The organism is Flammeovirga yaeyamensis (genome assembly GCF_018736045.1).
GTDB classification, from domain to species: domain Bacteria; phylum Bacteroidota; class Bacteroidia; order Cytophagales; family Flammeovirgaceae; genus Flammeovirga; species Flammeovirga yaeyamensis.
Map to the genome: position 1 here is coordinate 2,607,754 of NZ_CP076132.1, position 26,081 is coordinate 2,633,834.

The 26,081-nt window shown below is 36.1% G+C and carries 9 protein-coding genes; 8 read left to right on the forward strand and 1 reads right to left on the reverse strand.

Going from position 1 to position 26,081, the window contains the following annotated elements; translation table 11 throughout:
* Positions 1-34 precede the first annotated feature (34 nt).
* The 8 genes from KMW28_RS10250 to KMW28_RS10285 all read left to right on the forward strand — a co-directional run bounded on the left by KMW28_RS10250 (position 35) and on the right by KMW28_RS10285 (position 9,278).
* On the forward strand, positions 35-940 hold the full coding sequence (locus tag KMW28_RS10250) for an alpha/beta hydrolase family protein (protein ID WP_169663492.1): 906 nt from the start codon (positions 35-37) through the stop codon (positions 938-940).
* Positions 933-1,478 (forward strand): hypothetical protein, encoded by a 546-nt coding sequence (locus tag KMW28_RS10255; RefSeq protein WP_169663491.1) that lies wholly within the window; start codon positions 933-935, stop codon positions 1,476-1,478. The genes KMW28_RS10250 and KMW28_RS10255 overlap by 8 nt, the downstream gene beginning before the upstream one ends.
* Positions 1,471-2,196: a DUF4262 domain-containing protein gene (locus tag KMW28_RS10260; protein ID WP_169663490.1), complete on the forward strand. Its 726-nt coding sequence runs from the start codon at positions 1,471-1,473 to the stop codon at positions 2,194-2,196. The genes KMW28_RS10255 and KMW28_RS10260 overlap by 8 nt, the downstream gene beginning before the upstream one ends.
* A 113-nt stretch (positions 2,197-2,309) precedes the next feature.
* Complete coding sequence (locus KMW28_RS10265) at positions 2,310-3,362, forward strand: flavin monoamine oxidase family protein (protein ID WP_169663489.1); 1,053 nt, start codon at positions 2,310-2,312, stop codon at positions 3,360-3,362.
* 75 nt (positions 3,363-3,437) lie between these two features.
* A complete protein-coding gene (locus tag KMW28_RS10270) occupies positions 3,438-6,779 on the forward strand; it encodes an alpha-mannosidase (RefSeq protein WP_169663488.1) in 3,342 nt (1,113 codons plus the stop codon).
* A gap of 222 nt (positions 6,780-7,001) precedes the next feature.
* Positions 7,002-7,712 carry a hypothetical protein gene (locus KMW28_RS10275; RefSeq protein WP_169663487.1) on the forward strand — a complete coding sequence of 237 codons (711 nt, stop codon included), beginning with the start codon at positions 7,002-7,004 and terminating at the stop codon, positions 7,710-7,712.
* A 35-nt stretch (positions 7,713-7,747) separates the two neighbouring features.
* Complete coding sequence (locus KMW28_RS10280; RefSeq protein WP_169663486.1) at positions 7,748-8,197, forward strand: hypothetical protein; 450 nt, start codon at positions 7,748-7,750, stop codon at positions 8,195-8,197.
* 130 nt (positions 8,198-8,327) lie between these two features.
* Positions 8,328-9,278 (forward strand): SDR family oxidoreductase, encoded by a 951-nt coding sequence (locus KMW28_RS10285; protein WP_169663485.1) that lies wholly within the window; start codon positions 8,328-8,330, stop codon positions 9,276-9,278.
* A 97-nt stretch (positions 9,279-9,375) separates the two neighbouring features.
* Here KMW28_RS10285 and KMW28_RS10290 read toward each other — a convergent pair whose 3' ends face one another.
* Entirely contained in the window at positions 9,376-26,019 is a 16,644-nt protein-coding gene (locus KMW28_RS10290) for a PKD domain-containing protein (protein WP_215585714.1), read from the reverse strand.
* Positions 26,020-26,081 lie beyond the last annotated feature (62 nt).

The window sequence follows — 26,081 nt, forward strand, 5'->3', positions numbered from 1 at the left end:
GATTATTAATCTTCAATTTTTAAAGCAAACAAACATGAAAAACATATTTTTATGTCTATTGACTTTCTGCATCCTAGGATGTAATGCTCAAAAAGAAACTAAAACTAAGGAACAAGATCAAGTAGATTTAATGAATGCGAAGTCTTTCAAAGAACTGAGAACGAACTTTAAAACATCGCTTATTAAAGAAGTAAAAGCACCTCAATATTTTAGTGAATTTGATACTCCACCAGAAAATGTTAAAGTTGAAACGTATGAATCAGAAGGATTAAAATTGAAGGGTCTTCTGAATACAAAAAACATCGATTCGACTAAAAAAACTAAAGCCATTGTTTATTTACATGGCGGATTTGCCCTTAGTTACGGTGACTTAAGAGATTGTCAACCATTTATCGATGCTGGCTATATTGTTTTTGCACCAACTTATAGAGGAGAAAATGGAAACGATGGAAATTTTGAATATTTCTATGGTGAAGTAACCGATGCAGAAAATGCTGTCAAATGGCTCTCTCAACAAGATTATGTAGATGCTGACAATATTTTTGTCTTTGGCCATAGTATTGGAGGAGGTATATCAACATTACTAAGTTTAAATAATAACTGTCCTTCTAAATTAAATGGAAGTTGTTCCGGTTTATACATCAAAGAATGGTTGCCTTATTTGATCAAAAGTGAATCTATTCCTTTTTCGATTTCAGATGAAAATGAATTATTGGTAAGATGCCCGATTTATATGTTGGATTACCTAGAGAGAAGACACCTAATGTACATTGGAACTGATGATCAATACAAAAAAAATGATGCATTCCTATCTAAAATATATAATGATAAAACTCCAGAGAACTTCAATCTAATAGAATTGGAAGGAGATCATTTTTCTAGCCTAAAGCCTTCTATGATGAGGTTTATTGATGAAATTGAAAAAATAAAATATGAGTAATAGGGTTCAATATCAAGTGTCTAGAGAGAGAGGAGATACAATAATAAAAATTGGTCTAGAACAATTTCATTCGTTTAGATATTATCGCTTATTTTTTTCATTTATCTACTTTATTGGAATCATAGCCATGATGATCTTTATTTTTAGAATACTTCTGATCGGATTACTATTCACTATTCCATTCTTTGTAATTGCCATTTTCTTGATTGTAGTAAATATTAATTCATTTTATGAGACTCAAGAAATAACAATATGTGCTCAGCAGATTCGACTAAAAAAGTTAAGACCAATTTTGCCAAAAAGTTATCAAATCCCAATTCATGAGATTAAAGCTATTAAGCTAAAACAAATTGAAATGGGTAATAATAAAGGATTAAGAATCGAAAAAATTTTAACTTGGCTAAAAGGATTTAAAAATTTCAATCAAGTACCTACCATTATAACTAGTAATAATGAATATTATTTTTCCGAATACTCTTATTTCAACGATGAAAAGAATAAGTTTATTCAAATTTTAAAGAATAATATATATGACTAGATCAGAATTTTTAAACTTAATAACAAATAATATCAAGAAATATGGGTTACATCTTACTTCTGTAATTGAAAGTACTGAACCTGCATATATCTATTCTATTGGTTTAAATGAAAAATTTGGCTTTGAAATAATTTTTGCTGGAGGAGCATATTTCGACAAAGAACAAAAGTCTCAAATTATTAATGAAATTGTCAAAGCACTAGATAAAGATTTAACTAATATGAATTCAGTGATAAATACTCATAATTTTGGTAAGTTCAAATTAAGAGAGGCAAAATTCAGTTGGTCTAAAGAATTAACACTTGGTGTATTTGATTATTATAATTCTAATGATATTAAGGTATATCAACTTATACCCGAAGAAAAACATTTTACTATTGATATCCCTGATATGTCAAAAGAACGGGGTGATAATATTCAATTAGCATGGCAATGGTTAACAGAGGAATGGAATCTACCAATTCCCAAAGACAGTAAAGTGACGACAAATTTAGAAGTGCTTAAAGGAGATCCCGTCACTGAAATAATGAAATGGGAAGAAAATTATTGGGAAATGTTTTCAATAGCGGCAGATGATATTAAAGATGAAAATATAAGAATAGTCCCAATAGGAGTAATTTTAGGAAATGATGTTACCATTGAAAATGCCTTTGCTCTTTCCGAAAAGAGTGGTATTTGGAGGGACTCCATTCATTCTAATTGGAATATATGGGATTAAATATTTCTTAAATGGTATTAATTGAACCTAACAATAAACAATTTTGAAACTCATAAATTATTATTCTGAACTGTAAATTGAGGTAGTGAAATCTCAAAGAAGCGATAAATTAAATGAATAAAAAAATTGTTATTGTAGGAGGAGGTATAAGTGGATTGACACTTGCCTATTTATTCTCAAAAAAGAATATAGAGACAAAGGTTTTAGAAGCATCAAATAGATTAGGAGGTCGTATCCATACTATTAAAGGAGCGTTGGATACCCCATTAGAATTAGGTGCTACATGGTTTTCTGATGCACATCAAAATGTATTATCCCTTCTTAATGAATTTCATATTAAGAAGTTTGCACAATTCACAAAAGGAGTATCGATCTACCAAACGGATGTTTCTGTCCCTCCTCAACAATTTATTGTACCAGAATCAGAAATGCCTTCTTATAGAGTTGAAGGGGGTACACAAAATATAATTTATACTTTAGTTAGTTATTTGAATCAAGAAAATATACAGCTTAATACCGATGTGACTTCTATAAAAGAAAAGGGAGATGAGTTAGAAATTGAAACTTCAAATGGGCAAGTAGTACAAGCAGATAAAGTGATAGTTTGTTTGCCCCCTCACTTAGTAGGTACAAAAATAAAGTTTATGCCTCATTTACCCGAATCCTTAAATAAGTTATTTCCAACAGTTCAAACATGGATGGCCGAATCTATAAAATTTGTATTGGAATATGAGCGTCCATTTTGGAGAGAAAAAGAGTTATCAGGATTGTTATATAGTAATAACGGAATCATCTCTGAAATGTACGATCATACGAATTTTGAAGAAAATAAATATGGATTTACAGGTTTCTTAAATGCCGGAGCAGCTTCCTATTCACAAGAGCAAAGAAAAGGTTTTGTTTTAAATCAATTATCCCCTTTGTTAGGTGATGAAGTCCTACAACTTTCGAGTTATCATGACAAGATTTGGAATGATAAATATCTCATCAGTGATAATCATATTATGAATAGCCCTCATCAGAATAATGGACATCCTTTACTTCAGGAAAGTTACATGAATGATAAGTTGTACTTTTCAGGAACAGAAACTTCAAATCAGTTTGGAGGGTATATGGAAGGAGCTATTCTTTCTGCGATAAGAGTAGCTGATCAAATAAAAATCTAATGTTTTTCTCTTCTTTATTTCTGTTGTTTTAGAAAATCAAAGAACAGTCAATTGGTGGCACGGTAAATTGCTTTTATGAAAAGATCAATAATTGCAATATCACTGTGTTTTTTTGCCACAATTCTGGCAGGACAAACTATACCTAACAAATTATCATCAGAAACGCTTAAATACATTGAGGCTGCTGCTGAAGGTGATCACTTAGCGCTTGAAGGTGGGCATATGGCTTTGGATGGTCATGTAATGCCTTATCCTTTTTTCAAATCACATGAAGTCTTGTATTTATACAGGCTTAGTCAGCTTCGACATAATGTGATATGGAAAGCAGACAGTGTCTATTATCAAGAGGATTGGAAAGAAGGAAATGAATTGATCAAGGCAGGGAAAGATGGACTGCAAAAAGTTCCGGCATCTTATATGTCAGGCGACAGACACTCTACACATTCTTATTGGCTTGATATCCCCGAACTCCCTGAGAAAAATGAGAAAGAACGTTTCTTTTGTTTAAAACCAATGGAAATGAGTCTGGTCGGTTGGCCAGAAACAACGATTTATATTAATGGAGAAGCGAAAGCGTCGCTTTTAAGACAACATTTTTATTGGTCATTAGATCAATTGATGACTGGGGATAAAGTAGAGTCGGTATGCTTAAAAAGCTTTGGAGTTTTTGATAAACCTAGAGGCTATAGAGAAATTAGTATCGTAGAAAGAAATAAAGAGATAGATCAATTGTATTGGTACCTAAGAGTATTGGTAGAAGCTGCAAGTATTCTTAATGAAGAGGACAATGGATATACAGAAATACGACAACTTGCCGATGAAGTGATGGCAGAAATAGACCTCGATATTTCGGGAACAGTATTATTCGATCTTCAGTTAAAAAAATATTTACCTCAGCTCGAAGAGAAATTCCAAAAGATTGTTGCCTTAGCAGATAATCAAGTAACACTTTATATGCTGATGCATGGTCACTTGGATAGTGCTTGGCGATGGACTTTAGCACAAACAGATGATAAGATCCAACGATTAGTAATGAACAATCTGTATTTAATGGATCGTTATCCAGAATACAAGTATATGTTCACTATGCCCTATCACTATGAGCGTCTCAAAGAACTTTATCCAGAATTATATGCTCGAGTACTAGATAAAATTGAGGAAGGACAATGGTTGGCTAATGGTGCTACTTATGCAGAACCAGATGTGAATCTTCCAGGTGGTGAAAGTATTATTCGTAACTTCTTATATGGTTTGACCATTTTCCGTGAGGAGTTAGGAATGAAAAATCCAGTTTTATTCCTTCCAGATACCTTTGGTTACCCACCATTTTTACCTCAGGTGGCTCAAGGGTTTGGAATTAATCATTTGATTGCCATGAGAGTAAATACTCCTAAAATAGATCATAGTATTTATCGCTGGAAAGGAATTGATGGATCAGAAATATTGGTCAATGCACTTACCACACCAGCATGGGAATATCCTTTTATTAGCGCTGTCCATGGTAATAGAGTACCAACTCCTGAATTAATCACCACTTACAATGCTCCAGATCCTGGACCTCGACGTCTAGTAGGAACTTGGGAAAGATTTAAAGATGCTGATGCAACCAACAAGCAATTATTATTAATTGGTTGGGGAGATGGCGGAGGTGGAGGCACCGAAGATCAATTAGAGTTGGCACGATTGGTTAAAGATTTACCTTCCATCCCGAAAGTCGAATGGTCGAATATGTATGACTATATCCAAGAACAGGTCAAAATAAAAGACAATTTTGCGGAATACAATGAAAGAATTCTTCCTAGAAGATGGATTCAACGTACCTTCATGATGGCCAATGGCATCAAGATGCAAAATAGAAAAGCAGAGCAACTATTACGCGAAACAGAAGCTTTATCAGCTTGGGCAAGTCAATCGGGTTATACTTATCCAAAAGAAGAACTTACCACGATTTGGAAAGAATTATTGTTGTACCATTTCCATGATATTATTACAGGTATGGCAGTTCCTGAGGTGATGATCAAAACCAATGAAAGTTTAAAAAGAATAAACGAACAGGTATTAAGTTTAAGAACAAAAGCATGGGATCATTTGGAACAACAAATAGCCATGGAACACGATGGATTATTGGTGTTTAATTCATCTGGGATTCCCCAAAGTGGTGTAATGTCTTTAGGATATAATGGAGAAGCAAAATGGAAATTGATCGATGAGAATAACAATGAGGTCAATTACGAAGTATTGACTAAAGGTCAAATATCCCTCAATATGCCTGAAATCCCTGCCATGAGTTATGCTAAATTATATTGGGTGAATGGTGAAAAACCTACAACTATTAAAAAAGAGTTACTAGCTAGCAAGAGAGTATTAGAAAATACCCTTGTAAAAGTGAAATTCAACGAGTTTGGTGAGATCACGAGTTACTATGACAAGGAATTAAAGAAAGAACTTGTTCCAGATGGCAAAGTGCAGAACCAATTGCTAGCACAACCACATGAAGTAGAAAAAGGTCCAAAAGTAATTCTAACGAAAGCCAGTTTTAAAAATTACAAGAAAGGGGCGTTAAGCAGTAGTTTGGAACTTAATAGATCGTATGAAAACTCAGGGATTCAACAAATTATATCCCTTAAGAAAGGAAGCAAATTACTCACTTTTGATACAAAATTAGATTGGAATGAAAGAGATCGACTAGAAGTTGATTTCCCAATGTCAATAAAAAATGATTCGGCAAACCACGGTATTCAATTTGGTTACATGCCTGTGAGTAGAGGAAAACTTTTAGCAACAGATTCATTAGAAATACCAACTTGTGTGCATCAGTGGGCAGATGTTTCTGATGATGAATATGGTTTTGCTATGATTGATAATATACGCTATGGTTATAACTTAAAAGAAGGAGGAATCCGATTAGTGATGAGCTATGGTCAAAGAAAGCATGATTATTCAGAACTCAAGAATGTAGGTTGGGGACAAGATGCCTCAGGTGATTTAGGAGGAGAACATTTTTCATATGCTGTATTACTACATCAAGGTGATTTGACCGAGGGGAAAGTAATTCAGACTGCTAAAGCCTTAAATACAGAATTACTCATTAAACCACTTGAAAAACAAAATGGTAAAGGAATGATCAATAGTTTCTTGACAGGCTTGCCTGATAATATTGTGTTACAAACGATTAAGCAATCGGAAGAAGGAAAAGATATTGTTCTTCGTTTGTATGAAACAAATAAAAAGGAAACTACATGTCAGCTAAAAATTAATGGTCAAAAACTATTAGAGATGTTTGCATCTACTATGGATGAAGGCGAGCGTTCTGCTATTGAAGTAAAAGAGAATAGTTGTTCTTTAACTTTTGCTCCTTTTGAAATCAAGACGATCATCTTATCTCCTCAGGAGAATGAAAGTAAGACAGTAGAATAATAAATATTGTGGGTGTAAGAGGTGAATGTAAGTAGCTTCTTGCACCTACAATATCATATTATTTGATAGTAAAATATGAAGTGAAATACATATATACATGTAAACGGTTTCTGATTTATTCAACAAATTTATTTAATCATAATAAGTTAACTGAAAGTTTACTATAATTGTATTAACCAAAATTCAAGTTAAACTTGAGTGAAGTGAAATATTAAAGTAAGAATGAGCAAACTTTCAATGGAATTTAATCCACCAATAGCAACAAGAGATACAGAAGAACTTATTGAAATCCTAGCAGAAAAAGAAAGCTGGAATACAATTGCAATTGATCAAGCTAAAGAAGAATTGTATATAAGAAATATATCTGATGAAGCTCAGTATAAAAAAATCCAAAACTACTTTCTAAATAAAAAGGCACAATATTTTTTGGAGATGGAAGCTAGAAGTACTGAAAGTCATTCCATCTTAGAAATTATAACAATGATTATAAAATGGCCAAATGAATTATTTCGCCGTTGGTCACTAAAAAATGATGGGTATTTAATTCTTCATCGTCAAAGAAAAAATGCAATAATCACAGGTATGGTAATGTATACTCTAATCTTTATTTGGATGTATAATATTGATACCTCCATAAATGTTGAAACGATGAATGAAATCAGTACTGAAGATATTTATGAATGGGAAAAGAAACATTACTCAGATAAAGAATTTATTGATGATAGAAATGCATCTATTGATAAGATATTTAAAATATTCCAACATAGCACAGGAGATGAAAGACCTATCTTATTAATAGAAAATGATACTCTCTTATATTCTCAATTAAATAAGTTAAGAGATATAGATCCTTTAAATATAAGGAATATTAGTTTTATCAGAAAGGGAGATGACCTGTATGATAAAATCATAATAAAATTAGTTCATCAGTAATTTTCTTAATTATAACTACTAACGAAAGCATTACCATGAAACTAAACATTACACTTCTACTTTTATCATTATTACTATCAAGTAATCCAGAAAATAAATTTTCCGAATCAAAAAACTCTGAGCCTTTTGACAAATCTAAAGAATTCCAAATAGTTACAATTAAAAAATCTAACGAATATCCTTCATCTGATAATGGTAAATCAGTCTGTGAGAAATGGAACTTAGGTCATGCTCAGATTCAAAGAATTATTAAAGATGCTCAATCTATTAGTGGACCAGAGTGGCATCATTCATTTGGACATTATCCATGTGAAATAGAGGGTAAGTTAAGTCAAGGGGAAAATGAATTTACATATTCGATTAATAGTGGATCTTGGTTAACGGTTAGCTCTTCAGATACAACATTAATGTTTGGTAGCTTTAATAAAAACTATAATAAATATTTCTTGGATTCAGCTTGGTTAGAAGAAGATATGGATGAGTAAGATTTTAGATGATTACATCAAATTAGTCATTTACCAAAAAGTGTACACAATCCGAACTTTTGTATAATAAATGAACGATAACTAACTGCAATATTTGTATTATCAATTAATCACATAAAAGTAAAAGAAAATGAGTACAAATCAATTTGGTAGAAAAGGATGGACACCTGAGAGAATCGGTAATTTAAATGGTAAAACATTTGTGCTTACTGGTACAACTAGTGGAACTGGTTTTGAAGCAGCCAAAATCTTATTATCTAAAGGTGCTAAAGTGGTCATGCTTAATAGAAATCCTAAGAAATCTGAGGATACTATGGCGACTTTGAAACAAGAATTAGGTCAGGAAATCAAAGTCTCTGCTATTAAAATGGATTTGTCATCTCAGTCATCTGTAAAGAAAGCAGCTGAGGAAGTTTTAACATCGGTTGATCAAATTGATGCCTTAATATGTAATGCTGCAATTGCTCAAGTACCTAATCAAGTAATGACTGAAGATGGATGGGAAAGCCAAATGGGAACGAATTATTATGGTAATTATACTCTTCAAGCATTATTATTTCCATTAATCGAAAAATCTCATGGCCGTATTGTTACAGTCGGTAGTATGGGTTATGATATGGGTATCAAAACCATCAAATTCGATGATTTAAATTGGGATAATGATTACACTGCTAATAATGCATATAGCCAAAGTAAATTAGCACAGATCATGTCAATTTATGAATTACAGGATCGATTAAAAGCGGCAGGGAATAACAATGTAAAAGCCTATGCTTGTCACCCAGGTTCTTCTAGAACAAATTTAATTAATACGAGTGGTAGCTTCATGATGAGAATGATATTCAATCTAATGAAACTATCACCATTAACACAAACTGCAGAAAAAGGAGCATATCCCCAATTAATGTGTGCTACAGAACCGGATTTAGATCAAACAGGATTTTATGGCCCAACAGGTAGAAGCAATTGGGTGGGACCGGTTGGAGCACATCATATTGAACCTCATGCAAAAGATAAAGAAGTATCCAAAAGACTTTGGGAATTATCTGAGAAAGAAACAGGGGTGAAGTTTGAGATTTAATGTAAATTGAAAACATAGAATTTGATATAAATATTTATGTATCAAAAACCCCGGGTTAAATCCGGGGTTTTCTATATAATTCAATTAGATTATTAAACTATCGAATCAACAAAATACTACCTTGTTTCTCAATCACACTTCCATCAATTTCGGAAACGTATCGGATAGTATAATTGTAGTTACCCGACATCATAATTGCATTTTTATAGGTACCGTCCCATCCATTACCTTTTGTACTTGCTTCAAATGATGTGCTGTATTCTCTGTGGAATATAGATTCACCCCAATTGTTATAGACATTTAATTCAATATCTATTGCATAGGCTGGTTCTAACAAGAACTCGTCGTTATTTCCGTCACCGTTAGGAGTAAAAGCATTTGGAGCAAACATTCTTGGAGGACAGATTTGGTTGACATTAATCGTGTCTACAGTAGAACATCTTGTATCGTGTGTTTCATCAATTACCATTACTGTAAATACACCAGAACGGTCTTTTGTAACTACTCTTGTAGTTTCTCCTGTGTTCCATGAGTAAGAGAAATTATCACCTTCAATAGCTGCAATCTCTAATACGTCTCCAAACTCGAAACAGAAAGTGGTATCCTCAAGCACTCTTCCTGGATTCGGGTGGAAAGTGGCTTGGTAATCGTGTGTATATTCGCATCGTGTACCCGATTCATGCTCCACAATAGTACGTAATGTATAAGTACCTGTTTCTAATACTTCAATGGTTGGAGTAGTTTCTCCAGTACTCCATTCGTACGACTGTACTATTCCTGGGTATTCAGGAATACGGCCATCGAAAGTGATAGGGTCAGTATCACAAGACTCCATGACAAAACCTTCGACTACATCAGGCACAATGTGGATAGTGATATCTTGAGTAGTGGAACATCCAACATCGTTTGTTACCGTTAATGTATACGTGGTTTCTGTAGAAGGTGCAACATCTATTGTAGGAGTTGTAGCCCCTGTCGACCAATTATAAGTAACAGGAACATCTGTAGTAGGTGTTATCGTAGTCGATCCATCCGTACAAATCCAAACATCTGTTGGCATAGTTAATACAGGTGGAGGAGTGACTTTAATACTATCCACAAAGGTATTCGAACAACCTCCCACGTTAGTTACTTTTACCAATACAGCAAACGTACCCGCTTCAGGATATTGATATGTCGCATCTGTCGTTCTCGTATTGTATGCTGAGAAATTAGGCCCAGCATTACCATCATAATCAAAGTCCCATTCCACCGTTTGTATAGCATGGTTTCCTGATGATGCCAATTGAGGAGTGGTATTTAAGAAGGAAGCTACATCACCTAAACAGATATCATTTACCGTAAAGGATGCAGTAGGTACTTCATATACTTCCACATTGTATGATGCTATATTTGATACACATCCCGAAGGAGTAGTAATTCTTAGATTCACTGTATGCGTACCTATCGTATTGAAAGTATAAGTAATATCGCCATTTGATGAGTCATCGTAAGTGCCATCGTTATTGAAATCCCATTCATATAAACTATTCGGATCTGGCGAAATTGATGTGTCTGTATTGAAATTCACCAATAATCCTTGACAACCAAAACCATTATCAGGTGCAAACCCTGCCACAGGCGTTCTGTAGAAAGTAATTAAGGTCGTATCCGATGCCTCGCAAGTAGCATCTAATCGGTTGCTTACATTCAATACCGCTTTTGCGGTTACCTCATATGCGTTGTCATTAAATACTGGATCGGCAAATGTAGCACGATGACCAGTTAAATTGATCTGAGTCGCTACTGATCCGCCGGTAACATCAATTAAACTCCATTGATAATCCATACCACTCCAATATACTTCGGATGGTTGAACGTTAAAGGTTGAGTTATCACAACCGCTTAATCCCGTCTGTGGTAACGTCACCTCAGGAGTTCTTAAGAAAGTAACCAATTGCTGATCTATTGATGTACCACAGCTGCTAAAAGTATTTTGTGTCGCCAAGCTAATATGTGCGGTAACATAAGAAGCATCGACCGGAATAGTATTGATCATTACCGATGGAGCATAATCCCCATTTGTATTAATACTAACAGAGGCTCTACCATCATTTGATGTAATATCCGTATCTAATTGATCCACCGTCCAATTGTAATTGAAGTTATTGATTTGTTCTTCATTTACGGGTTGAATGACAAATTGTGTGGTTCCACAAGATAGAAGAGAATCATTACCTAATACCGCTTCCGGAGTTCTAAAGAACGTAATATCAATAGAATCTGATGTACTCGCACAATAAGGATTAGTCTGATTTCCAATCGTTAATTTATAACGGGCAGTGACTTGAGCCGCACCTTGAGGGAATTCAGGCGCAGATAGTACCATCTCGTAATTCGATGCTGATGGCGTTTCAACTAAGTTGATACCTGTATCATCAGAAACATCACTAATGAATTGAGTTCTCGTCCATGTATAATCAAAGTTCGAAACTTCACCTTCTGTCGGTCTAATAGTAATACTACCGGTCTCACAAGAAGTGATAGGAGAGGCAATTAAACTAACAGTTGGTTGTCTATGGAAACGAACCGTAGTCACTTCTGTATCGGCACAACCGCTTACTCTATGTGTTGTCACTAACGTAGCTTCAACTTCTATATACGATGTCCCATTCGGGAAGGTAGGTAACCTCATGGTCAATTCATGTCCACCAGATCCTAATGATGTGGTATCGATCGTACCTGTATTTAAGCTCAGATCATCTGTAATGTTAAGCGACCATACATAATCAAAATCACGTACTAATTCTTCTCCAGTGGTTATCACAATACTTTGGTCTTCACAAATATCAGATGAACTAGGAGTAAGGGTGTTATTAGGAATTCTGTAGAATTCAATCACATCGTTTTGTGTACTGAAACATGAGGTGGATTGATAAGCATTTCTTGCGGTAACATCAACATTCACTTCGACAGTACCTGATCCATTATCAAAAGTTAGGCGGTTCATTTCTAAACTATCATATCTTGATAAAGTATCCACAGTACCTCCATTCACTGAATTTAAAGTCCATTCAAATATATAATTCGATCGTTGATCTGCAGTGATTGGGAAAGTCAATGCTTTAAACATTGCTTGATCACCACAGCCGATCACATTGGTATTTAAATTCGTAGCAAGTACTGGAGTTTTGAAGAAGCTAATTGTTACTTGTTCTGTAGTAACACAACTCGAAGTCGCAAGCGGATTCATGTTCGTAATTTGTAACTCATAGGTCACATCAATTTGAGTTTCTCCTTGATCAAATACCGGAGCATTTACGACTAAATCTCTAACGGATGTATTCACTTCAGAAACACTACCATTCATTTCATTTAATTTCGACCATGCATATTGATAATCACTTACTGTTTCTGAGAATGGAGAAATGGTGATTTCATTAGCACAAGAATCATTTCCTGCTTTAGTAGCTGTGAAATCTATGTTCGGTACTCTAAAGAAGATCAAGGTATGTGTTTGATTATCGCTACAGGTAGGACCGTTAGGATTATCAACTACTAAATCGAATGTTATTTCAACTTGAGAGCGACCGACCATAAAGTCATCATCATCAATATGTAATGATAAGTTCTGATTATTGGTCTGACCATTGATGATATCGGCAGTTGTTCCATTAAATCCATCGATACTAGAAATACTCCATGTATAATCGAAACCATTAATAGTTTCGTTACCAAAAGGTCTAATCGTTACAGTATCTAATGCACATTCTGCATGATTATCTGTAAAGGCAATCATTGGTCGTCGAGCCAATTCTACGGTATAACTCGTATCTGCACTACAGTTGTTGTTTAACTGATTTTGAGCATCGACATCTATCACCGCCGTTATTAACGTTGCTCCGCTAGGGAAATCAGCAGGATCTGTATCAATCGTCAAAGCACCACCTACTGATGTATCGAAGTTCATCAAATTGCTAATTGCGGCACTGTTGTCGGTATAGATACTATCGATAGTCCATGTGTAATTGTAGTTATCCGGACGTTGTTCTACTGTTTGTAACGTCAAATCAGTATCATCACATACGTTAAAGGTAGAAGACGTAAGACCCAACATTGCTTCACGGTCAAAGACAACCGTTACCTGATCGGAAGTGATACATCCATTATCCATGTTCATCACTTGCAGTTCGTAAACAGCAGTTACTCTCACTCCCGTATTCGGGAAGGCAGGGTTGTGATCTAAGGTAATGGTATGTGTATTCAATCCGCTCTCAATTGGATATACTCCTCCGGACAATAAGTCAATACCATTGTCCGTAAGAATGCTTATACGGTTCCAAGTGTATTGATAACCCGGATTGTTTGCCTCGGTAGGGAATAACACCACTTGAGTTCCTCTACACACAGGGCTTAGGTTTAACATGGAAAGATCGGTTTGTGGTGTTCTGAAGAAAGTAAAATTAAAGGTTTCTGTATCCGTACAACTTCCTGCTAGATTAGTAACATCTACGGTGTAGGATACATCTATTCTATGACTTAATGAGTCGAATGAAGTTACTGTAAACTCTACATCCTGACCATTATTGATATGTGTTGTATCTATGGTACCTCCATTAATGGATACTTGCGACCAATTATAGGCGAAATTTGGAATCACTTCCGTACCAAACGGACGAATGATATTATTTTGCTCACAGGCAGAACTGTCTAACGACTGAGTCGCTGCTATAATTGGCATTCTATAGAAGTTGGCTTCAATGGTATCTCTATCAAAACAAGTAGGTGATAGATTATTAGTCACTATCACTTCGTATTGATACGTCATTTGAGCTGCACCTGTAGGGAAGAAGCCCGTTTGATCCACCGGAGTATTCAAAATATACGTATTGTTTAACTGACTCACCGCAGGAGATGTCAATGCTTCAGTATTTGGATTATTATCGGCCGTCGTATTCAATAAATTCCAAGTATAAGTAAACTGAGGAACATAATTCTCTACTGTATTTAAAGTGATACTTGTATTCGAACATTCAGGGTTGATACTCGCAATAGTAGCATCAGGTGTTCTGTAGAAAGTGAAAGTCACCGTTTCTGTATCGTTGCATGTAGACGATTCAGAATTCTCTACATAGACCGTATAGTTTACGTCAATTTGATTAGAAGCAGGATCAAATACTGGGTTGTTAAAAGTGACATTTTGATCAGTAGTAGAAGATAAGTTGATGGTACCTCCATTCACAGAAACCTCCGTCCAAGTCACATTAAATCCACTAATCGTTTCATTATCAAATAAACTGATATTGTTTTGAGCACCACAATCGCCCGCAGTTAATGATTGTACTACATTGATATAAGGTGTTCTATACATAGTGAAATTCACATTCTCAATATCATTACAAATGCTATTACCCAATGTATCTTGATTACTAACGGTTAATCGATAATCAGCTACTATTTTATGACTTCCAGAATCAAAAGCTGATTTAGCAAATTCAATATTTTGCGTCGAAATACTGTATGGAGCATTGATCATCACATCACCACCGATTACACTTAGGCTATCCCATAGGTAATCAAAACCATTTATAGTTTCAGTACCTAAACTCGAAATCAGGTTGATCGTATCGCAAGCTACCATATTTTGATTCAATACAATACTTGGCTGACGGTAGAAATAGAACCTAAATGCAGTATCTCTTTCACAAAGGGTATTGGCAGCATTTTCGACATTTAGTGTTACATCCACTAAAATAGTATCACTTCCTGCATTAAATACCGGAGCATTTAACGTAAGATCCTGACCAGTCAAACTTGAATTGCTAATTGTACCTCCAACAGCGGCAATAGTCCAATTGAAATTAAAGCTTGCACTCACATTTTCTGTTCCATAAGGAGTGATAATATTTTCCACTCCACAATCCACTAAACTTTGTTGAATATCAATAGTCGCAGGGCGATAGAAAATAAGGCTTGTATCTAAAGAAGCTACGCATGAATTCTGATCTGAATTTTGGATCTCGATCGTCATAGGAACAACAATCGTATTACTTCCATCAGCAAAGGCATCCATTGGCATTTCTAATGAGAAGTTTTGATCATTCACTTGGTTGTTGATGCTATCAAGAACTGCTTGAGGAAGGGTAGATCCATCTGCTCCTGCACCTGTGATATTTAATGCATCCAATGTCCAAGTATAATCAAAACCACTATTATGGGCAATGTTTTCAGTCAATCCTAAAGGATAGAAATCAATGCTCAACCCACAATCACCCGCCGTTCTTTGTTCAACAAAAGCAGTAAAATCTGGCTGACGATAAAGGGTAGTGGAAATCGCTGAAGAATCTTCACAAGCAGGGGAATTGGTATTGAACGATGTAATAGCGTAACGTGTATCAATTCTAGTCGAATTAATAGCGAAGGTATCCACTGTCAACGTTAAATCTTCATTTGTTAAACTTGATGTCGTAATAGCACCACCATTAATCGATAATTGCGACCAATTGTTCGTGAAGCCAGAAATGGATTCCGAGGCATAAGGTCGTAAAGTCAAGTTATTACTACAGCTATCATTACTTGCTCTAGTATACGTCAAATTAATTTCCGGTTCTCTAAATAGCGTAAAGCTAAATGTCGTATCATCATCACACATAGACGCACCAGAATTCAACATAGTAATAGTATAATTTGCATCTATCTGAGAAGCTCCGGCATTAAAACTTCCCACATTAAACGTTACATCTCTATTTCCGTCAGGCATAACCGGGTTTGTTACAATTGTACCACCGGTAATGCTATTTTGATTCCAGTCAAAGTCAACATCATTTAGCATTTCGTTATGAGATGACACATTGATGGAGTTCTGACATGCACCAGATAAATTCGTTAATTGTATCTCAGGCGTTCTATAGAAAACAAAGCTCACTGTATCCTCATCAAAACAATCGTTTGATAACGTATTGATCACTCTCAACTTATAATGCACATACATGATCGATTCTAAGTTATCGAAACTATCGACTTGTACTAAGAGCTCTCTTTGTGCTAAGGCAGAATTATCGGTAATTGCACCATTTCTAATGGAATCGATGGACCAAACATAAGTATAGCCATTCACATCCGTAGGGAAAGGAGAGGCACTTGCATTCCAATCACATTGCGCAGCTTTTTGTGCTAAGAATGGATTTTGAATATCAGGCGTTCTGTAAAAATTAAGTACATAATTTACGGTGTTCGTACAAGATGGATCAGCAGGTCCTAATTGATTTTCTACTGTTAATCTTATAGAAATAGCTATATGAGATTCTGTATTATCAAAATCTGTGTCTGTAACTGTGAAAACTGTATTTTGAGTGGTATAGCTATCACCAACATTATATGTTGAGCCATCATAACCCGTAATATTCGTGATTTCCCAATCGTAATTGTAACCCCCAATCATTTCTGTACCAAAAGGCTGAAGGGTTGTTGAAAGATCACATGAATCGGTTCTAGTTTCAGTAATATCAATATCAGGATAACGAAGATATTGGAAAAGAATCGTAGTATCTGTTACAGAACATGCTGCAAGATTAGGATTAGAGTGCTTGATTTCTAAATCCATTTCAAACTGAATCATATTACTTCCATCAGCATAGGCAGAATCAGGTACTTGTAATTCCATGTCTTGCATATTTTGATAGAAATTGATAGAGTCCATCACAGAACTAATCAATACTCCACCTGCAGCTCCTGTTACTGTTGCCGGGTCTAAAGTCCATTGATAATCAAATCCAGTTCCGTGATTAATTACTTCATTCATTCCTAAAGGCTGAGCTCTAAAAAGTCCACCACAAAGTCCGAATGGATCATTTTGTATGTAGGCAGTAAAATCTGGATTTCTATATAATTTGAATTCTACGGTATCTGTATCAAAACAAGTAGGTGATATCGTATTTTGCGCAATTAACTCATATTGCACTGTGATTTCTGCTGAATGCATGGCGAAAGTATCGACTTCCACTTCTAAAATAGGATCATTAGCAGCAGAGTTTTGGGTTACAGCACCACCAGTGACTGAAAGTTGTCTCCAAGTTCTTGCAAATAATGGCAGGGATTCTCCATTAAAGGCTTCCATGGTTTCTACTTGAGCACAAGAGTCGGTTCGAGTAGACAAGAATTGAATTTCAGGCTGACGATAGAAGGTCAATGAGAAAGTAGTATCATCATCACATGTATGTGCAGAACTGTTGCTAATTGATACGGTATATTGAACATCTATTTGTGCAGAATTGGCATCCCATGTATCGACATCAACAATAAATTCTGAATTGTTATTTGTCGAATCAATAGTACCACCATTGATGTTATCCAAATGCCATATGAATGTTTCACCATTATTCGTAAAGGCTTCATTCATGGTCGATAAGGTGATGCTTGAATTTTCAACAGCACAAGGAATAGTTAAATCAGAGAAAGTAATTTCTGGTGTTCTATAAAACTCAAAATTCACATCTTCCTGATCAAAACATGATGGTACTTCTGCATTAAAAACTCTCAATCGATAGGTTCCATCAATTTGTAAACTATTGGTATCGAACGAATCGACATCTAAAGTAATTTGTCTTGATGCCAATGATGTATTGGTAACTGCACCTCCATTAACTGTAACAGGAGTCCACACATAGACAAACCCGTTGATGTTGGTCGGGAATGGTTCAATGGTACCTGAATGATCACAATTTGCCAATTTATTGAAAGCAAAAGCTGGATCTATAATCGGAGTACGATAGAAGGTAAGGGTATCAAAGGATATATCTTGACATGAAGTGTTCCCAGAGGCTAAACTATTGCTAACATCTAATTGTAATGCAATGGTGATTTTTGATTCTGTATCAATAAAATCATCATCTGTAATCGTTATGCTCAAGTCTTGAGTGGTGGCTAGGTTGCCAATTGTTAAATCATTGGCTGGATTTCCATCGTTCCCATCATACCCTGTGATATCAGTGATTTGCCATTGATAGTTGAAACCTGCAACTGCTTCTGTCCCGAATGGTTGTAGAGTGGATGTATACGCACAACTATCTACTTTTACTTCCTTCATGTCTATTACAGGAGGTCGTTTAAATGATAAGGTGATTGTAGTGTCTTCAGAACAAGTAACATTGGTTTCTGAATGTTCAATATGTAGATCTAGAGTCAATTGAATTTCATGACTTCCACTTGCAAAAGCAGTAATTGGCATGATTAACCCAAAATTTTGATCATTCTGTTTGTTGGTAATGGAATCCATTATCCCAGTAGGTAATGTCATGCCATCAGCACCAGCACCTGTTACACTATCAAACGTCCAAGTATAATCAAATCCACTTCCATGATTGATTATTTCAGTTTGTCCTAATGGATAAGCAAAAGCATACAATCCACAAGAATCCAATGGAACAGTAGTGGTATAATTATCAACATTTGGTGTACGGTAGAATCTAAATTCAACAGTATCGACATCAGTACATCCAAAAGAATCGGTATTTCTAGCGGTCAACTCATAAGCCACAACGATATATGCGGTGTCTTGGTCAAAAGTATTGGCGGTAACCGTTAAATCTTGATCGGTTAATGATGAAGTGGTTACTGTACCACCATTTACATACAATTCTCTCCAAGTATAGTTGTAACCTGCAATCACTTCCGTACCGAAGGGTTGGAGAGTGTTAACTAATGAACAAGAATCTGTTCTAGTTTGAACGAAACTAATGTCCGGCGTTCTAAAGAAACTGATATTGAAAGTGGTATCATCATCACAAGTACTCATAGTACTGTTCATGATTTGCAGATTGTATTGTGCATCCAATCTATGTGATCCCACATCAAAATCATCCACTTCAATTATATATTGATTTCCATTATTTGTAGAATCAATCGTACCTCCAGTTAAAGAATTAACGTTCCAGAAGAAAGTTGCACCGCTTAAAGCTTCACTATTTGCCGTAATCGTATCGGTTAAAATACAATTGATCGAACTTGGTGTATAATCTATTTCTGGAGTTCTGAAGAATTGAATGGTATAGGATTGCACATCCATACAAGTTGGCGAGTTGGTATTGGTCACCGTCAATTCATAAGTGGCAGTAATGATCGTTTGATTTAAATCCCAACTTGCCACTGTCAAGTTAATGTCTTTATTGTTTAATGCATCTTCAGAAAGTGTACCTCCTGTAACTGATGTTTGGTTCCATGAGTAGGTAAACCCAGGAATCACCTCAGTACCCGATGATATTTCAGCAGTAGCTGCACATGGATTTCCTCCTAATTTAGTTTCTGTAAAACTTATGCTAGGCGTTCTATAAAATACTAAATCAATATTTCTATTTAACCCACAATGAGGACTAGCATCCAGTCCTGTGTTTGGATTTTTCTTTCTAACACGGTTATTCATCCTAACCGTAAATTCTGATGCACCGTTGGCAAAATCAGCATCAGTAAATGATAAGCTTCTTGTTTGATTATAGGTTTCGTTAATATTTGCTCCATTATATCCCGATGAAACGCTGACACGTCTCCATCTATAATTAAAATCCAATGTTTCAGTATGATGATTTAATGTAACAGAAAGATTACAAGGATCTACTCTTGGATCTGTCAAAGTGAAGTTTCTAGGAATACGTTCCAAATTGATCGTTACAGTTGTATCTTCTTGACAAGTATTGCTGTAAGTATTTTCAACAAGTAAAGTGATGTCGAAACTTAGATTCAAAGAGTCATCAACAAAATAATCTTCCGTCAGCGTTAAGCTTAAGTTTTGATCAGTGGTATTGGTTGTTACTTGGTTGACTAAATCACCTAAAAATGCTGGATCAACATTATGGTCAGCAGGAGTGTTCGTCATACTCCAAGAGTAGTTGTATCCATTACCATGAGGTAAAGACTCTGTTCCAAATGGGTTAAAGGTGATGGTATATAAGTTTCTATCTGCAGTTGAACAGATAGGGACGTATTGATCCCAAGCTGCATAATCAGGTTCTCTGTAGAAATAGAATTCTATACTATCTCTATCTGCACCTCCAATAGAGTTGGTCACATCGATATAATACTTAGTATAAATTCGTGTGCTACCCGCATCAAATGATGTGGGGGTTATTGTGAAATCTTGTAAGGTAGGGTCGGTAGTAGTCACAGTACCTCCTGTAGTTACTACGTTTGTCCAGGCATAGTTAAATCCTGAGATAATTTCTGTGCCAAATGGTCGTGCAATATAAGAAGCTGTAGTACCACAATCATTTAAAGTAGTATCTAAATCAATTCTCGGAACTCTATGGAATTGAACATCAACAGTATCGTATGTAGTACAAGCTGTCGGGAAATTGTTATCTACTATTTCTAATTGATAACGAATATCGATGACACTTTCTCCGTTATTAAAATCAGTTTCATCCGTATCAACAGTCGCATTGTGAATATTTAATGCAGATTGTGTTACGGTACCGTTTGTTGGACCTGAAAGCACCGACCATTGATAAGCAAAGTTAGTCATACTACTGGCAACCGGACGAAGCTGAACAGTGACATCATCATTGACAATAATACTATCTTGACCAATTTCAGGATCAGGGTTTTCTCTTACGTTTACGGTAATATTATCTACATCATTACAGCCTCTCGCAGTAGTTACTACTAAGGTGACATTGTAGGCACCACTTGCTGCATATAAGTGTTGAGGATCTTGAGCGTTTGATGTATTACCATCTCCAAAATCCCAGAACCAAGCGACTATATCATTCACATTAGCAGGGATATCGCCTGCTGCAATAAATGTCGCTAAATTAGAATTATCAACTGTTGACCGATCTCTAAATTGCATTGTTTGACCTAAACAAACTTCATTAGGTACACCATCTGATAATCTTTCTGCTTCTAACTCTGAATCAGGATTATTAAACATATATACCAAGGTGGTGTTTGAATTGGCAGTAAATGAATGAGTACAACCTTTGTTAGTGGTAACGGTTAGGGTTGTAGTTAAAACTTGATCGTTACCAATTAGTGTTCCATTACCATCTAATTGAGTGCTGAAATCGATGGTTGGAAAACGATGGGCAAGTGTATCTGTACCACCAAAGTCAATAGTACCGTTGGAATTGAAATCCCAATCCCAACGTACTATTTCATCATCAGTAACAGGAGTGATAGTTGAATTGTCAACAAAGGCAACATTGCTGGTCTGACAGACATTTTGATAGGTAAAGTCAGCTGTTGGGTTTGCATTGACCACTACATTGTTTTCAGTAAATGTATCAATACAGCCGTCAGCAGATGTTGTCCTTAAATTGACGATGTAGATCCCTTGTGTGGGGAAAGTATAAGTAGTCACACTATCTGTAGTCGTAATATCGTAAGTACCATCATTATCGATATCCCATTCGAATTGAGCGATGGCTTGGTCATTGTAAATTCCAAAATCAGTTGGACGAGCATCTAAAGTTGTCGCACTTCCTTCACAGACTTCATCGTTAGTGAAATTGGCAACAGGAGTTGGGTTATAAATCACTCGAATATCATCAGACATCGTACATTCTGTCTGATTTAATGAATTATTAGTTGGGTCTATTTTATCGATGTAATTGGAAATAATACGTGCTTCAATTCGATATAATCTACCTGTTGCAATATTTGGATTTACGGTCCATGGTGTAGAGAAACTAGGTCCATGAATAAAAGTAACATCGGGGTCAGTACCTCCATCTGCTGCACTTATCAAAGTGCCATCTACATACCATTGATATTCTAAATCCCAATAGTACATGTATTCAGTAGTTTCAATAGTATCTGATGCATTGTATGAACTATTCCAAGCCATATCCTCCACATTCAGATTATAGCTTCCTATATCTGTACAGAGTGTAATGTCTGAAGATGAGATATCAGGACAACTTAAAACGGTCATATCTCCTGAGTAAGCAGCGGGATAAGAACAACCGTTTTCATCAATGAAAGTCAGGTTGGGAGTGAAGGTAGAAATAGGTGCACCACCTAAAGTAGAGCTATACGTAAATGTGTTAAGACTATCGGTTCCTAATTGGCCATCACCAGAAGACCATTGATAAATCGTATTGGTAATGTCTGTATTAGGATCATCTACGGGGTAGGCAACCATCTGTGTAGTCGCTGGAGCGAAACCAATTTTCTTCAATATTTCGTAGCTACCAGAAGTACCACCTACTACAATTGATATTGGTGTGGCGGTATCCTGACAACCATGATCATCCGTAACTGTTACAGTGGCATCATAAGTACCAGGTGAATCATAATAATGGGTAACACTTCCCGTAGTGGTGGTGGCATCTATACTTCCATCATTATCAAAATCCCATTGCCAAAGGGCAATATCTACATCGTATAAAGTATTAGTAATATCAAGGTCATCTCTACGTTGTGTATTTCCTGCAGTTTCATTAGCCAAATCAGTGAAACTAACAAAACCAGGACAGACGAGATTGGTCACGTTTGGAGTAAATCCGGCTTCCAATTCTCGCATGGTGGGTACCGTAAAAGATAAATCCTCATTATCAGAACACCCGTTTTCATCGGTAACTTCTACGGTTAAAGTATATGCACCAGCAGGCAGAGATAATCGAGCTTGATCATTGGTAATTGAATTAGGAGTGACCTGACCAACACCCACACCACCTGTAAAGAAATTAATTGTGGCAGTATTTAAGTTGTAGACTTCATTGACATCTAAATCTAAATCTAAAACTGTCACTACTTCATCACAGATGTAATCAAAGCTTACAAAGTTGCTATGTGGAAGTGGAAATGAAAACTCCGGTTTCGTTACAGTAATATCGTGAGAATAGCTTGCAGAACATCCGTTTACGGTCAATTCTAATGTAATCGTATGTGCTAAACTTTGAGGTGAATTTGGGGTACTAAATACCACACCCGTCAAATCTGGTACAAGACCAGTTCCCGGAACAGTACCTGAAGCTACTGAGGCACCGTCAACAAACCACTCATATGTAGGACTTGTTGGGCTGAACATCAAATTGGTTCCTTGGAATGTTAGTGATTGATTGACACATGCGGTGGCAGCTCCTGTCACTGTTACTGAGCCACCTGTAATTTGAATTGGTCCGAGATTTTCAGAGAAAGTACATCCACCAGCTGTTGTTACTGTTACTTGTCCATTATAATCGCCAGGAATAGGGAAAGAAGTATTTACAATACTATTATTACTTGCAAAAGTGAATTGAATGGTGGGATCTGCGATTTGTGTAAAAGTCCAAGAATAAAGTGCTCCTAAATTCCCATCTCCAGCATCAAATACTAAGTTTTGATTGATACATGTTCCTGTAGATGTTGATGGAGTTGGAGCTAAAACCGGGAGTGGACCAGGCATTACAATCGTGGTGTCTTCCACATCAGAACATCCATTAACTGGTTCTGTGGCTGTAATTCTCACATCAACGGTAGAACTTTCTGGAATTTCACCTGCTGAATAACCTGTAAAAGTAGGAAATGTACCATCTGAAGTAAAGATATAATTTTCATCTTTAGTCACCGGTGAGGTCCATGTTACTTGATCGGTAGCACCATTACCTGGAGGATCAATTGTTACTGTCCATTGATAATCGGTATCGGTAGTCCCTAAAGAGTTATTGACGATGGTAAGGCCTGTAGGATTACAATCATCCGTAGTGATTTCGTGTTCTGCTTCGGAAGGATTGATAGTTATTGTTCGTGTGGTAGGTTGACCAGTACATCCATTGATAACTGCTCTGATACTTACTTGGAAGGTAGCAGGAAGTGGTACTCTGTTATCATCAACAATATCACCATAATAATAAGCACCATTTCCTCCAGGGCCAACGGTTACCCAAGGCAGATTATTCGCATACTGATATTCATAAATGATAGGGTAGTCACCTGATAATCCTAATCCAGCAGTGTCTGCATTTGTTGTTGTAGAAAAGGCCACTGTGGTACCAATACAAATGGTAGTTGGAGAAGCATTTAATGTCGGAAAGTCAAATACTTCACCTACTTGATAAGTATAGGGAGCAGAGGTATATGAACAACCAGCATTATCGCCAATTGGATCTGTGTTTACGGTGTATTCAATTTCGTAAAGTCCATGAGGAAGGTTAGTGAAAGTCAGTGGGTTTGAGGTATAATTCGTTGTTACACCGGTATTGGTATTTAAAACATCCCAAGATTCAGAATTTACTGTAAATGGGTTCGCCACTGTGGCTCCATTTCGATCTGTCCAAGTAATGGATGGCGTAAAAGTATCACTTGATGGTTCACAAGCGATAATTGGTCCTGCAATGGCAATATCGATTGGTGCTGAATAGACTTCTATGGTATTTAATGCACAATTATCGTTTGGATCACCTGTTTGAGCATCAAACCAAAGCTCAATATTATGCGTGCCAAAACCGACTACATTCAATGTGTCGGTCATTTCATTTGCTCCTTGTGCTACACCTCCATCAACTACCCAATAGAAATTGGTGACATTTTGGAGGTTGACGGCATTGACAATGACTGAAAAATTATTACTACAATAATCTACATCGTTGGCGGCAATAGATATACCGGCTTGTGGTAAAATAGGTATCGTTTGGGTATCTGTAAAAGTACAACTGTTATCCACTACACCTTGTACATTGGCTGAGATATTGACTACTACAGGAGTAGGGTTAGGATTACTGTAAGTGTGGGTGGCTACATCACCAATATTAATGGTTTCTATAGTTCCATCACCCCAATCCCAAGTAAGTTGGCCACCAGAAAATAGGGGATCAACTGGATTTGGATTATAAGTGACAACATAAGTGTTACAGGTTCCTGATATCACAGCATTTTGATATAAAGTACTTACATCTCTAAAGGATATGACCTCTGTATCTGTGGATGTTCCATCACAATTATTTAATGATGAAGCTAATGTAACAGTAAAATCAGAACCTCCTCCTGAATTAAAAGTATGTGAAGCTGTAGCTGTTGAAGTGGTATCCAAGGTGCCATCACCAAAGTCCCAATAATAGGTTGGATTCACAGTATTCCCATCAACATCAGTGGATGTGGCAGTAAAAGTTACTAATTGAGAGGCGGCACAACTTAAGGTTTGAGATGTAGTAAAAGAAGTTGTAAATGGAGCTTGAACCGTTATATAATCCGTTTCTCTGTAAATAAAAGAACAACCATCGGAGCTTGAACCACTTAAAGCAACTTCAAACTGACCTGGATTATTTAAGGTAATGACTGCTGAATCGCCTGTTACGGTATATAATTGGTTATCTACTAAAAATTCTAAGCTGTTAAAGGTACCGGGTGTGGTGTTGTAAAGAGTTATATTATCTCCAACACAGACATTGGTCCGACTGGCATAAAAAGATCCTGAAGGTTGGGTGAAAACAACTATTGAATTTACAGCTGTGTTCAATGTTACGACCCCATCTACATCGTCTGTATAAGTCACTTCAACACTGTATAACCCAGGTGTGTTGAACTGTTCGAATGGATTTGCTAAACTCGAAAAAGGGGTAGAAGTACCACCACTGACAATGGACCAAGAAAAATTAGAGTAGGTATGTCCAGCTTGTGGACTTACACTAAACTCTACGGCTAAACCACCACAACCGTTTATAATTTGGTTGGGATCGGAGTAGACAGTACCATTATATTCTCTCACAATAGTTTGACCTAACAAACAGTTACTTAACAATAGTAATGTACAAGTTATTATGAAGAGCAATGATCGTAATAACGACTTGTTCATAGCAATTAGTAGTATTATAATCTATAAAAAGTCTTCGGGTCGTAGTCACTTTTTATAGTCCT